Source organism: Sphingobacterium paucimobilis HER1398, assembly GCF_000416985.1.
Taxonomy (GTDB): domain Bacteria; phylum Bacteroidota; class Bacteroidia; order Sphingobacteriales; family Sphingobacteriaceae; genus Sphingobacterium; species Sphingobacterium paucimobilis.
This window is the reverse complement of sequence record NZ_ATDL01000018.1, coordinates 25,485-38,061: the sequence shown is the minus strand read 5'-3', so window position 1 is coordinate 38,061 and position 12,577 is coordinate 25,485. Positions and strand designations below refer to the sequence as shown.

The following is a 12,577-nucleotide window of genomic DNA, read 5'->3' as shown; positions in this document are numbered from 1 at the left end:
TAAAGACTTCGGAGCGGGCGCTGGTTTCTTCTTAGGATAATACTGTTATAAGTATTTTCATCCCCTGATTTACAATCTGTTTTTTAGAAAGAAAAGTAGGGGATGTTGTCGGTTTATCGTGGACGTACCAATGTTAAAAGCAATCCACCTGTGTTGCCGTTTTCTGGATGAACCTTCATAGTCATCGTTTTTTTAGCATCGTCTAAGGTGACTGTCATTGTATAGGTGCGTTCTTTGTCCTGTTGGTTGGTAATGATAAGTCTATCATCTGTAAATTTAGAATCAAACATAAATTCATCCAAATCAAACTTGCCTTCATCCGTATATTTACCGGTCCTGTTGGCGCTGAATACATAAGAAATGTCGTTTCCTTCATTTTTGGGTATACGAGGCTTTCCTGTGGGTTGTCCTTTTTCATCCAGAACTATCAATTTAATACATTTCCATTTTCCGATGATATCTGTCTCTATACTCTGAGCATGACAGAAAAAGCCTATGATAGACAAGAAAAAAGTTGTTAATAATAATTTCATTCTTTACTGGTTCACTTAGCTGGTGAAAGTTTATTGTTAAAAATAGTTTGATATTTCTTCTCGCTTTTATATTTCATAATAATTGGAAGAGTAGAAACAGCGCAAATTTCTTATTTTTTTACAATATAAACAAGTATTATTAGGGTAGTTTATGGGTGGTTGTTGGCTTTTTAGGGTAAGAAATACAATAAATGAGGCATACAGTCTTTTGGCAAAGGCATTATTCGTATCCGCCATTTAATGTCAGGAAAACTTTGATGCTATCATGTTCTATCCATCTGACCCAGGTTTTAATAACTGTATCTCCTTCTGCCAAATAGGTCTGATTGTCTATCCGTACCCAGTCTTTGTATATTGAATCCGCATTGAACAGCGCGTTTCCCAAGGCTTTAAACGAGCGGAGATTGCCGTTGGGCGCATCGTAGGTAGGAGTGGAGTCGGGCACCTGAATTAAAAAAGCCCGTAATATAGCTTGAGGCCAGGTTTCGAAAAGGTACCAATTGTCTATCTCGGTGTCTGGGAAATTGGGGTCGAAGAAGATCAAGTTTTCATCTTTGCCGTGGGCATAATTATTCTTCGGATTTAATCTTACAAAACAGGTTTCACTATTTTTCTCATTTATAATAATGGATACCCCATTTTCCATTTTTTCACTCACGCGGAAAGTCAATTGGGGTGCAAAATGTATCAATCCCATCTGGAGATGCTTTTGCCCATCTTCTTTGGAATCTCCAGGATCCATGATATAAGGCTGCAGTTTGTCTTTAAGGTACTGGGTGACAAATTTGCATTGTCCGCGCTTCTTTCCGCTTTTTTCAATTGTAAACTGTAAACTGTCGAAAGCCAACGAGTCGGTTGAGGATCTGTATAAAGGAATGCTATGGTCTGTATTGAAATGTATCAGCCCAATACCCGCTTTTGTGGAAGCTGTCTGTAAGTCTAATGATGTAGCCTGATCTTGTCGACATGCTCCAAACAATAAGATAGTGGTGATCGATGTCCATAGCAAAGGAGTTGCTCCCTGTTTTTTTATTGTTCGAAGTGCAGTCATCATTTGATTGTTTTATAGACGTTATCTTTTGTTTCTCTAAAGATATGCAGTCTTTGATACCACCGAAGATATAAATATCGGGAAAATATTTGTGTTACGAATTGTAAAGAAGCCAAGCGAATTGTAAATGGAGGGGGCAAAATGTATTGATAAGGGGTATGTTTAGCAGAAAATAAAAGTAGATATGTTCAAGAATTATACATTTAGTAAAAATCCAATGCATTATGTTTATGCAGCTGTCTGGTTGGCTGCGTTTGTTTATTTGGCGGTGTTTCTTTTTTCGGGTAAGATGTTCCAACCAGAAAATGGTAAGATACACATTGTAGCTATACTTTTTGCATGGATCGTAGAGTATCTTGGAATGGTATTGACCAGTGTTTTGATTGTATTGGTGGGGATGGGAGTCGCATTGCGTACGACGTTAGAGAAGAAGTAGTAGCTGTTATACTAAAATAGATACCGGATATACTGGAAAGATCATGTTTTCCAGTAGGCAGTGTATATTTTGGAGATACCTTGAAAACGGTATGTAGCAGATAGAGTTTGATACAGAATCATGCTGGTAGGCATGATTCTGTATAAGCTTTGCGATTTATGGTCTGTCCCACCACAGCTTGGTGTCGAGGGATTGTTGTTGAGGTACATTGTTACCGTTTTCTGCGCGCTCTGATGAAGGATAGGTGAGCCTTCTGATGAACGTGGGCAACTTGGCATTGACCGGCATCTGAAAATCTTTTAGTTGATAATCGTGCCTCCGTAGATCGTTCCAAGCTTCGGGGTTTAAATAGGTGATGGTATACTTCTCTCTGAAGATATCGGATAAGGTCAGATTATCTTCTCCAACTCCCACATAATTCCGGAATAGGTAAGCTGCTAGTTCGTTCTGGGCAACTCCGAGTTTTTCAAAATGTGCCGTTATTCCATCCGTGTACGCTTTGTATGCTCTTTCTTTCTTTCCTCCACGAAGGGCAGCTTCTGCTTCTACCATTTTGATCTCGGCATAGGAAATAATAGTTACAGGAGCCTTGTCCGAGGTGAGAGGCGACTTTCTACTGATGTAGCACTCATCTTTTATGGTATTGGATCCTATATTGCCCATGCCATTACGGGTACCGATATAAATATTACCTACGACGGATTTTTCTGTTATGAAACCGATTCGAGGGTCTTCAGTTCCGTATGTGGCACCATTCATGTGATCGATAAAGTTGGTTGACAACCAGCCGTCTAGTTCGAGGTTCTCGTTGTTTTTAGCGACCTGGGCCCATGGGTTGATCCCTTTGAAAATCATCATTCCTGCATCATCGCCGTTACTCTCGTATGCTTTATCGATTGCGGCTAAAACGGCGTCTGAATCATAAGAAGACTTTTTACTTACTTTATTCAATACCCTAGCTTTGAGTGCGTATGCTGTCTTCAACCAATTTTCTGATTTATTCTGGTGGATGAGATCGGCATCCTTGCCAAAGGGTAAGGTATTTGGCTTTTGTAGATTAGTGATTGCCGCATCTAGCATCTCGACCTGGGCTTTATACAATTCCTCCTCCGTATCGTATTTTGGCTGTAATGTCGTCACTTTGCCAAAAGCCTGCGAATAGGGGGCGTCTCCCCAAAAATCGGCTACCAGTCCAATTTGGTAAGCCATTAGAATCTGTCCGACGGCTACGTGATGTGGTGCATGTTGTTCTTCAGCTCGCGTTATTAGATCATAGGTATCCGCTAATGCATAGTATAAATTGTCCCAGGTACTTGCAGGGTTGGTCGGTTCATAGTTATCACTCGAGCTACCGGGGGGCATGCTCGCGGTATATTGCACATAGTTGGTGGTGATATATGCGGTGCGATAACTGTTCATCGCTGCCTTTTGAGTTGCTGTGGTCAAAAGACCATTGATATTGGGATTGTTGACCAGATTTGGATTGTCATTTAGATCGAAATAGGAATTACAGCTTGTGGCTGATAGCCCTAGACAAAGGAGTGCATATAATAAAGGAGAGTTGATTTTTTTTCTCATAATTTAGAATTTAAAAGCCGATGTTGATACTCATGATAAAACTACGAACGGCCGGGTATGTCATTCCGGCAAACCCCTCGATATTTGAACCACTATTGGTGGAGGTGCTTTCGGGGTCTAATCCGGAGTACTTAGTCCAAAGGGCTAGATTATTACCCGTCAGTCCGATCGAAGCATTTTTAATGGAGTTTGTTTTGGCAAACCAGTTCTTAGGCAAGCTATAATTAACCGACACCGATCGTAATCTTACCCAGGAGGCATCTTCCACAAAATATTCGGAAACACCGCGGTATAGATCTCTGTAATAACCGTTTTTATAATCTGTATTCGACTTTGGGTCGATGCCTTGTCCGAGCCATACCTCTTTTGTATTGGAGGTTCCGTCTGCTAGTTTTCCCTCAAATACCCGATAGTCGTTCCGATTGAGTGTATAATCTGCATATCCAAATCCAGCGAAGTAATTATCTAATTGATTGTACCGATCTTGACCTATACGTGCATCGATAAGGACATTAACGCTGATGTTTTTATAGGAAAAGTTGTTGTTCCATCCTGCTATCCAATCTGGCTGTACATTGCCCAATTTCTTTTTATTCGCTGCATTGTCCAGAACGGGGAAACCGTTGGCGCCAATGAGAAGGGGACGGTTGGGGTCTATTTTAGTGCCTTTGTCAAGCCCTTGAGCTATCTCTTCTGGACTATAGTAGCGACGTAAAGCACGGCCATACAGTACACCGTAGGATTCTCCTGGTATCAGTTTCATCTGTACATTACTGCTAAGGAATCCACTTTCTTCATGGACCAATATTTCGTCTAGGCCTGCATTAAGCGATAGGATTTTGTTCCTGTTCATGGAGAAGTTGAAGCTTGATGTCCAGCGATAGTTCTCTTTATTGATCGCTGTGCCATCTAAGGTCAGTTCTATACCTCGATTGCGCATGTCGCCAGCATTGATGGCTGCAGTGACATAGCCTGTCGTAGAAGACACCGGGATCTTGAGTATTTGATCTTTACTCGTTGATTGGTAGAATGTTGCATCTAACCCTAATCTATTATTGAAAAATTTCAGTTCGAAACCCGCCTCATAGGTTTGTGTAAACTCGGGGCGTAGTTGTTCATCGCCTAATAATGTCGAGCGGGTAAATCCAGTGTAACCCGTCGGAAGTTCTCTATAAACAGCATTTCCATTGCTTGTAGAGTAGGCTAGTGCATCTTTCCCGATCTTGGCATAGGATAGACGCAGTTTACCATAAGACAGTAGGTCTTTATTGGGCATATGTTCGCTGAAAACGTAGCTACCCGTAATAGAGGGATAGAAAAATGAATTTCGAGGATGAAGTAGCGAAGAAGTTTTGTCCCATCTGCCAGTAACATTCATAAAGAGGTAGTTGTTGTAGGATAGGGCCAATTCTCCGAATGTACCCATCAAGCGGTATTTTTCAGCATCGGTCCAAGCGTCTCTAATCTTAGCATTGCTCATATTGTACCAATTGTAAATGCTTAGATCTCCTCCTTCATTATTCTCGGTATTGCTTGATCGGTCGTATAATTCATGACCAAGACGTAGGCTGGTGGATAGGCCATTAGCGAAGTCCTTTGTTGCATTGATCATGAATGTACTATTGATGGTGCGGAATCGCGTGTCGTATATCCCGATTATTCCTGTCCCCGGAGAAGCGGACAAGCCGTTATTGGAAAGTTCATATTCACCTGGTAATCCTTGTTTTCCTGGAGCTGTCACTCTACGATTATCACGGTAGGCGTCTACTCCAAATCTGTAGTTGAAGTCGAGCCAGCTTAAGGGTTTATAAGATGTATTGACGCTACCGATAAATCGAAGCACATCATCTCTAAATTGGTTGGTTTCTGATTGTGCAATAGGATTCACATTGTCGCTACTATAACCTCCGGGCGTACCATCTGGTTTGAATATCTCTTCTCGGATATCGTGCCGATGTGACCAGTAGACCAGCTGCTCCATATATCGTCCTGCACGACCACGCAAACCACCTGAATTGTTGATGTTTAGATTTGTCCCAAATTTCAATTTGTCGCTGGCTTTAAAATTGGAGTTCATCCGGCCGGAGAAGTTCTTAAAGTCTGTCCCTGGCATAATGCCTTTTGCTTGCTGATGGGAAAGAGAAACCAAGGTGTTCAAATATTCGTTGCCGCCGGAAAGGTCTACACTATTCTTGAACTGATTGCCCGTATCAAAGGCGTCTTTGAAGTGATTGCGCAATTTGTCTGGATGGGTCGGATCTATCGCTTTCGCTTCTGCAATCGTAGGGCCAAATGCTGGCCAGAAGGATTCTGCATCATATTTATTCGCCCAGCCTTGGGTATACACATTCTGTAGCGCTGGAAATCTGTTGGCTCTATCGAAGCCTGCCAGGCCGGAATAGTTGATTTTAAGCTTACCTTCCTTACCGGATTTGGTGGTGATGATTACCACTCCATTAGCCCCTCTAAGACCATATAATGCCGTTGCAGCACCGCCTTTTAGAATATTCATGGTTTCGATATCATCGGGATTGATATCCACGGCGCGGTTGCTAATCCCGCGTTCTTTAGCACGGTTGCCAGAAGTTGATGTCGAATTGTCCATCAGGATACCATCTATCACAAAAAGTGGGGTGTTTTCGCGATCAGGATCTATGGAGTTGATTCCGCGGATCTGTATGTTGGCTCCTTGTCCAGGCGCACCTCCTGTGCTGGATATGGTTACGCCTGCTAACTTTCCCTTGTAGGGCATTTACAACGTTAGTCTGTTTATTGGCGGTGAGATCTTCTGCACTCACTTTTTGGGCAGCATAGCCAAGCGAGCGTGCATTACGCTGTATACCCAAAGCTGTGACGACCACTTCGTCGATGCTTGAGTTGTCGGGCAGTAAGGTGACCATCAGTGTGTTTTTGGAGCTAATAGTCAACTCCTGTGATACATACCCTATAGCGGAAACCAGAATTGTACTGCGAGGGGGGACGTTGAAGGTGAATAGACCTGTTTCATTGGTCGAAGTAACGGTGTTGGTTCCTTTGACTTTGAGTGTCACACCTGCAAGAGGGGTGCCAGCAGAATCAACGACTTTTCCCGATAGAGCCACCTGCTGTGCACGTGTGATCTGTGGGGAGGCGCATGCTAAAATAGCTAGACTTGTTAGTAGCTTGTGCTTCATGTTTATAATTAGGTTTGTTAGTACGCAATTAAGTTAGGGATTTATTTCAATAATTGTTGATTTATTTTTAAAAAGTAATTTTTTTAATTTGAATTCTTTGATGTGTGTTGATTAATCAATTTTTAGTAGCCTGTCTACGGCTGGCTGTAGGCTGTGGAGTAAATACAATAAATTTTTACAGGTAATGTAGCTTTTTGTCGTAGGTACCGTTTTATCCCATAAAGTCAATATACCGTATCAATATTAAGTTATGTCTTAACTATATGAAACTAAATCATTTTTCAAAACTTCTTTTTTTAGGATCTGCTTTAATGCTTTCTAATGCGAATGCACAGCAAATCGAATCGGAACGGATATCTAAACCTCGTTTTAAGTTGGATTTTACTTTGGGACCAAATTTTGATATAGCGCCAGGGGCGGATGTGTCGAATTCGGATATTTTTGGAAGTAGACCTACGGTATCTCCTTTCTTGGGAGTCCGTGCAACACATCTGTTCGCTCCTAAGTTTGGATGGTATGCTGGGGTCAATATGAACTATTATAAGGAAATCAAACCTACAGGATATAAACAAAATGTCGTGGAGTCTTTTTTTGAGGAATTTGGGAATGCTATTTTTGGCCCGATCTCTTATGTGAATCCTTCTATAGAACTGGGAGCGCTATATCGAATAGAACAGGGAAACTGGAGCTTACATCCGAGTATAGGAATCGGTTATGATACCTACCTTGGAGATAAAGATACCTATAAATCGAAGGTAAAAGGCGATGGCCCTAAACATGAGCTGACCTATGATAGGAATTCATCGCTGTTCACAGCACACGTTGGACTATCTACCAATTATTATGTGGGGCGTAAGACATTTGTAGCACTCCATGCCAGCTATCATCAGCCCTTGCAGGCGGCAACGGCTCATCTCATCGAAACTACAGATGGCGTCGAGACGTCTAGGTTCGATTTTAAAAGCAACGGAATCGGAAGAGGATTCTTCTTGGGTGCTGGATTAGGTTTTGTGTTAGGTAAGATTTAAGATTGGAAGTAAATTGTTCTAGGAACTGGTGCGAGGACTGGGCCTAGGACCACGTTTGTAAATAATTAACCCGTTAAGAAAATTGCGGAGCAGCTGGTCGCCACAAGGTTTAAAGTTGGGATGGTCTTCTTTTCGGAATATAGCTCCCAACTCGGTCTTTGTTACCCTGAAGTCTACCAGAGATAGTACTTCAATGATGTCATCATCGGTAAACTTTAAAGCTACTCGCAGCTTTTTCATAATATCATTGTTGCTCATCGTGCAAAAATAGGAAAACTATGGTAAAAACCATTAGTGCGTCAGAACAAAGTGAATTTTAAATAACAGATTCATGAATCCTTGGATTCATGAATCTGTTTGGTGCGTTCTTAGGAATACAGCACTAGCCTACCAGTTCGTTGGCACGTTGGATGGTTAGTTTTCCTTCAACCTTCACGGGTTTGGAGACGATGTCTAGGACGGGGCAGATGGCATCTACTTGTTCTGCTAGTCTTTCAAGTTTGTCGGAACTTTCATTTGATACGATTATGGTTTCAAAGACAATTCTCTCGTAGCCAGGACGTATAGTGTTGTCTAGTCCTAAAAAACCTTGGAGATCCAAGTCGCCTCTGGTCTTGACTGTAACACTGTCGAGTTGTATCCCTTTTAACGAAGCTAAAGCTCTATATACAATTGCCTGACAGGCGCCTAAGGATGCTAACACATACTCTACTGGATTGGGTGCATCGTCTTTACCGCCCAGTAAGTCTGGCTCATCAAATTTGAATTCAAATTGTCTAACACTACTGTTTACGCGTACGCCTTCTTCCAATACCGAAGTGGCTTCAAAACTGACTTTTGCTTTCTCAGGATCGTTCTTTAATTCTTGAATAAGTGAACCTAATGATTGTTTTACAAATTCTGACATAAAAAATAAAATATAATTAAATGGGAAATAGTCATACGTGATGACGTTACTACAATTAAATAAACAATTGTTATCCTGTAAAGTACAGGAGCTGGGAGTGTCCAAATAGGGGACTAGCAGACGCGCATATACATGCGATGGTAATACACTGTATTACAGATTGTCGCTGTGCTGTCTAATCCTGTGTAGGATGGAGTGTTGTTGATTTTCATGATGTCTTTTATTTATATTTTCCCTTAATTGGGACAGGAATTAGCACCGTTCAATCTCTTGATGGTTGCCAGCGGGTCATAGAGCCTGTCTCTCGCCACTTCTTTATAAATCAAGACTCTTTTTAAGGAGGTCTTTCGGTGATTAGATTGCAAGTATACTTTTTTTTTCTGTAAAAGAAGTTTTTTAGTGCTTACTTCTTTCTTGTTTTTTTTGTAATGGTTTTTTTAGATTGGTGTTTTAGAGCTTTCCCAATACTATCGGTGTCGGTTTATGCCTGTTGGTAATCCAAGCGAATAATAAAAGTTTTATTATATTAGCACTAGTTTTAAAACATTACAGCATCCTACTATGAAGAAACTTTATATTGTTATGATCGTTGCATTTATAATGACAACGCCTATTTACGGACAACAATCTTCGCCCTTGAATCGCGATGCTATAGAGGCCCAGATGCAATTGTACGAACATAAGATAGATGCCAAGATCAGAGAACTCGATCTGAAAGAAGATAACCTGGAACTAAGTAAACAGAATGTTGCTGATATTATCAGTTTCCATAAAGAGGGGATGGAGGAATTTCATCGTACATTAAACTACTTGTTGGTTTTGATGGGAATTATTGTTTCTGTCGTGATTGCTGCTGCTGGGTATTATCTGGAACGTTTTAACAAGAGAAAGTCGTTAGAGCTCAAAAAGGATATTGATGCACTGAGACAGTCCATGGAAGAGAGTCTCGAAAAGATACAGAAAGAGTCGGATAGAGAACTGGCATTAATACGTGCCGAAGCTAAACGACAGATGGATCATTTTAAGAAAGACTAATGCTCATGAGGATTGTATATACTTTTATTTTGACTACGTTGCTCCTTTGGAGCTGTGCAAAGGATGAGCCGATACCGACAAATTACAGAACGGTAATGGTGTATATGGCCGCTAATAATGATTTAGCATCGGATGCCTATGTTAATCTGAATCAGATGGAGGAGAGCTTTAGGGGAAATGAGGGCAAGTTGATTGTCTATGCGCGGATATTTGGTCAGGCTCCTAAATTGTACGAGGTGGTGGCAGACAATACTCCTGATATTCGTAGTAAGGTGCTGAAAACTTATGGCGATCATAACTCTTCGGATCCTACAGTGATGAAGATGATTTTTGACGACATGAAGAGACTTGCCCCTGCGGAATCGTATGGAGCGATTCTGTGGTCCCATGCAACGAATTGGGCTTCAGCGTCAGCTTATGCGGCACCGCGCACCCGTTCATTTGGTGACGATAACCGGGAAAGTATGGATGTTCAGGATCTTAAAACGGCATTGCCTCAAGGATTGGATTTTTTGATCTTTGACGCTTGTTCCATGGCCTCAGTGGAAGTTCTTTATGAGTTGCGTCAGGTAACGCCTTACATCTTAGCTTCGCCAACCGAAGTGCTGAGTGTAGGGATGCCTTATCATCATATCAGTACCTTCTTGTTTGAAAGAGATGTAAAACAGGGACTTATGTCGGTAGCAAAAGCTTACGTAGACTATTATGAAACGAAAGAGGGGTTGGAAAGGTCAGCTACTTTTTCTTTGGTTGCTACTGAATCCCTAGCAAAGGTCGCTCAGGAAACTAAACGTCTGTTGGTTGATAATAGTGGGATGATCCCTCAAATAGATCGTCAGAAGATTCAGCGCCTGGATATGGATCCGTTTTCTATCACGCCAGCATTTGATTTTGTCGATATGCTGGAAAAGAGTTTCCCCGATAATGAGTTGATCGAATTGAAGCAGGCGATAGGTGAGGCGGTGATCTTTAAGGCAAGTACGTCACATTTTCTGGGTACTCCGATAACTGCTTTTTCAGGGCTGTCGTGTTATGTCCCTGTGCAGCGCGAATATAACTTATTGCCTTTTTATGAAACGTTGCAATGGTCTAGGGATGCGGAATTTCACCGAATGTTTTGGAATTAGACGGATAGTATTATCTTTTGATATCGAGGGATAAGAGAGTTGTTGATATCAGATAATAGAAAAGCAACACCATGTGATCAGTCCACAGTGTGTTGCTTTTTTTTGTATTTATTTAATATCTAGTCAGCAATGCTATGTTTCCAAGGTCTTTGAGTTGATCCTGCTGGGTAAATATTACCCGACCATTTTTGGAGCGTATGTTCCAAGCTATAGCACTTATAATGTCATAGTCCATAGGTGAACTGTCTTTTTTGTCGATTAGTTTGATCTCTTGTTCGCCGATTTTGGTCACTGCTTGCTGAAAATCTTCGTGAACAATTAAGAGTTCTGCATTTCCGTTTATGGATGCTCTATATATTTCTTGGAGATCTGTTAAAACCCGACCTTGGGATACGCCACTCATTAATTGTTCAATAGCCTGTGCTCGTTCCTGATGCTGGATCTGGGATACTTTATCCCATGCCTGTTTTGCTAATTCATGGGGAGCAACATGGTTGTAATCGATGGCGCTGTGACCCAAATAAATACCCTTTCTGTCGGCAACTTGTTGCAAAACAGTGTAGTTTTCTTCTAGACTGACAACAAGGAAAGACATCCCACTTGCTTTGTTCAATTCGACTACCCCTTTGTCCACATGATTGAAATATTCGCGTACATGATTATCGACTGTTCTAGCATCGCTGCGTCTTACCGCTTCTGGAATGAATAAAGGATTTTCAAAGGGGAAGTGCTCATTTTTTACCTCATCGATCACTTTGTCTGCTATGACGCGGAAGACCTGTGTTGTGTTTTTGGATAAGACCAATATATAATACTCATAGTTTCGGTTTGCCATTTTTAGCAAAGGCGCAATCGCAAACCTTTCACCTATTGTAATGCTGTTTTTGTCCAAGGACCAAGGAGACCGAACTATAGCCGTACTTTCTGCATTGACGAAGGCATGTAGACTCTCTAAGTTGTGACGTACATCGACCTGGTTGATCAACCGATCTAAACGATCCAAAATAGGTTGCGCTTTTTTTTTGTCAAATTGTAGGATGACAGATTGTTTGGCTTCGTTGACTATATTTTTTAGCATAATGGAATCCTGGGCGCTATCCGGATGTGTACGGTGGGTATTGAAAGATAACGTTACGGAGATTTCAGATCGTTGTTCGGCAAGCTCGTGGAGCTGTTGTTGTAATGTCATAGATAAAGAAGTTAATCGTTAATACTAGTATATATAGGATAGAACATGAAAATAATGTAAATGTTTTAAAAACTCTATATGTGTCTATGCTACGAATACAAGAAAAAGACTTATTCCTTTAACCTCTGCTGTCGTGAGGATGTTCGAATAGGCTGATTTAGCAATTTGTATGCGCGATATTAATCTATCTGCTTGATTCAGTAATAGTGCAGTTTTATGTAAGATCGTGAAAAAGTAGTTGCAGTGGCTAAAAAATGCTTATACAAATTGTTTTATAATAGCAATAGTTGATTATTTACTTATTGTTTTTCAATAAGTGTATGATGCATTATATGAGTGAGTTGTGTGTTTTTAAAGTCTTTTTAATGTAACATTTAGGTCTCTTGCATCATCTTATTGGTTTGATAAACAACTATATGGGTGTTTCGTGCTTATTTTTTTGAATCAAACCTTGCGCTTTTATGCCTGTTTTGGTTTTTTTATTGCTTACATTAGCGATTGTTTTTAACCCAATCGCACT

At 40.9% G+C, this 12,577-nt stretch carries 12 protein-coding genes and 1 riboswitch; of the genes, 4 read left to right on the top strand and 8 right to left on the bottom strand.

Annotation, left to right across the window (positions count from 1 at the left end; genetic code table 11):
- Positions 1-113: 113 nt before the first annotated feature.
- Positions 114-533: a hypothetical protein gene (locus M472_RS39425; RefSeq protein WP_021071517.1), complete on the bottom strand. Its 420-nt coding sequence runs from the start codon at positions 531-533 to the stop codon at positions 114-116.
- 220 nt (positions 534-753) lie between these two features.
- Positions 754-1,587: a hypothetical protein gene (locus tag M472_RS39420; protein ID WP_021071516.1), complete on the bottom strand. Its 834-nt coding sequence runs from the start codon at positions 1,585-1,587 to the stop codon at positions 754-756.
- A gap of 181 nt (positions 1,588-1,768) precedes the next feature.
- Between M472_RS39420 and M472_RS39415 the strand changes: the two genes are divergently transcribed.
- On the top strand, positions 1,769-2,020 hold the full coding sequence (locus M472_RS39415; protein ID WP_021071515.1) for a hypothetical protein: 252 nt from the start codon (positions 1,769-1,771) through the stop codon (positions 2,018-2,020).
- Between the two features lie 156 nt (positions 2,021-2,176).
- Here the strand turns inward: M472_RS39415 and M472_RS39410 are convergent, their stop codons facing one another.
- The 3 genes from M472_RS39410 to M472_RS45815 are packed head-to-tail and all read right to left on the bottom strand — an operon-like array spanning position 2,177 to position 6,771.
- Entirely contained in the window at positions 2,177-3,598 is a 1,422-nt protein-coding gene (locus M472_RS39410; protein WP_021071514.1) for a SusD/RagB family nutrient-binding outer membrane lipoprotein, read from the bottom strand.
- A gap of 10 nt (positions 3,599-3,608) precedes the next feature.
- On the bottom strand, positions 3,609-6,350 hold the full coding sequence (locus M472_RS39405) for a SusC/RagA family TonB-linked outer membrane protein (RefSeq protein ID WP_021071513.1): 2,742 nt from the start codon (positions 6,348-6,350) through the stop codon (positions 3,609-3,611).
- Positions 6,244-6,771, bottom strand: coding sequence for a carboxypeptidase-like regulatory domain-containing protein (locus M472_RS45815; RefSeq protein WP_235049525.1), 528 nt, complete (start codon positions 6,769-6,771; stop codon positions 6,244-6,246). The genes M472_RS39405 and M472_RS45815 overlap by 107 nt, the downstream gene beginning before the upstream one ends.
- 263 nt (positions 6,772-7,034) lie before the next feature.
- On the opposite strand from M472_RS45815, the gene M472_RS39400 reads away from it, so the two are divergent.
- Positions 7,035-7,799, top strand: coding sequence for a hypothetical protein (locus tag M472_RS39400; protein WP_144062762.1), 765 nt, complete (start codon positions 7,035-7,037; stop codon positions 7,797-7,799).
- 18 nt (positions 7,800-7,817) lie between these two features.
- Here M472_RS39400 and M472_RS39395 read toward each other — a convergent pair whose 3' ends face one another.
- Positions 7,818-8,039: a DUF1456 family protein gene (locus M472_RS39395; protein ID WP_235049524.1), complete on the bottom strand. Its 222-nt coding sequence runs from the start codon at positions 8,037-8,039 to the stop codon at positions 7,818-7,820.
- A 142-nt stretch (positions 8,040-8,181) separates the two neighbouring features.
- Positions 8,182-8,706, bottom strand: a complete 525-nt coding sequence (locus M472_RS39390) for an OsmC family protein (RefSeq protein WP_021071510.1) — start codon at positions 8,704-8,706, stop codon at positions 8,182-8,184.
- Between the two features lie 221 nt (positions 8,707-8,927).
- Positions 8,928-9,030, bottom strand: a riboswitch (SAM riboswitch).
- A 237-nt stretch (positions 9,031-9,267) separates the two neighbouring features.
- On the opposite strand from M472_RS39390, the gene M472_RS39385 reads away from it, so the two are divergent.
- A complete protein-coding gene (locus tag M472_RS39385) occupies positions 9,268-9,741 on the top strand; it encodes a hypothetical protein (RefSeq protein WP_021071509.1) in 474 nt (157 codons plus the stop codon).
- Between the two features lie 5 nt (positions 9,742-9,746).
- Positions 9,747-10,868, top strand: coding sequence for a clostripain-related cysteine peptidase (locus M472_RS39380; RefSeq protein ID WP_031301920.1), 1,122 nt, complete (start codon positions 9,747-9,749; stop codon positions 10,866-10,868).
- A 112-nt stretch (positions 10,869-10,980) separates the two neighbouring features.
- On the opposite strand, the gene M472_RS39375 is transcribed toward M472_RS39380, so the two are convergent.
- Positions 10,981-12,057: a baeRF3 domain-containing protein gene (locus M472_RS39375; protein WP_021071507.1), complete on the bottom strand. Its 1,077-nt coding sequence runs from the start codon at positions 12,055-12,057 to the stop codon at positions 10,981-10,983.
- Between the last annotated feature and the right edge of the window lie 520 nt (positions 12,058-12,577).

What these genes read in the sequence shown, in the direction of transcription:
- M472_RS39425 (WP_021071517.1), bottom strand. Translation starts at nt 533, where the DNA reads ATGAAATTATTATTAACAACTTTTTTCTTGTCTATCATAGGCTTTTTC.
- M472_RS39420 (WP_021071516.1), bottom strand. Translation starts at nt 1,587, where the DNA reads ATGATGACTGCACTTCGAACAATAAAAAAACAGGGAGCAACTCCTTTG.
- M472_RS39415 (WP_021071515.1), top strand. Translation starts at nt 1,769, where the DNA reads ATGTTCAAGAATTATACATTTAGTAAAAATCCAATGCATTATGTTTAT.
- M472_RS39410 (WP_021071514.1), bottom strand. Translation starts at nt 3,598, where the DNA reads ATGAGAAAAAAAATCAACTCTCCTTTATTATATGCACTCCTTTGTCTA.
- M472_RS39405 (WP_021071513.1), bottom strand. Translation starts at nt 6,350, where the DNA reads ATGCCCTACAAGGGAAAGTTAGCAGGCGTAACCATATCCAGCACAGGA.
- M472_RS45815 (WP_235049525.1), bottom strand. Translation starts at nt 6,771, where the DNA reads ATGAAGCACAAGCTACTAACAAGTCTAGCTATTTTAGCATGCGCCTCC.
- M472_RS39400 (WP_144062762.1), top strand. Translation starts at nt 7,035, where the DNA reads ATGAAACTAAATCATTTTTCAAAACTTCTTTTTTTAGGATCTGCTTTA.
- M472_RS39395 (WP_235049524.1), bottom strand. Translation starts at nt 8,039, where the DNA reads ATGAAAAAGCTGCGAGTAGCTTTAAAGTTTACCGATGATGACATCATT.
- M472_RS39390 (WP_021071510.1), bottom strand. Translation starts at nt 8,706, where the DNA reads ATGTCAGAATTTGTAAAACAATCATTAGGTTCACTTATTCAAGAATTA.
- M472_RS39385 (WP_021071509.1), top strand. Translation starts at nt 9,268, where the DNA reads ATGAAGAAACTTTATATTGTTATGATCGTTGCATTTATAATGACAACG.
- M472_RS39380 (WP_031301920.1), top strand. Translation starts at nt 9,747, where the DNA reads ATGAGGATTGTATATACTTTTATTTTGACTACGTTGCTCCTTTGGAGC.
- M472_RS39375 (WP_021071507.1), bottom strand. Translation starts at nt 12,057, where the DNA reads ATGACATTACAACAACAGCTCCACGAGCTTGCCGAACAACGATCTGAA.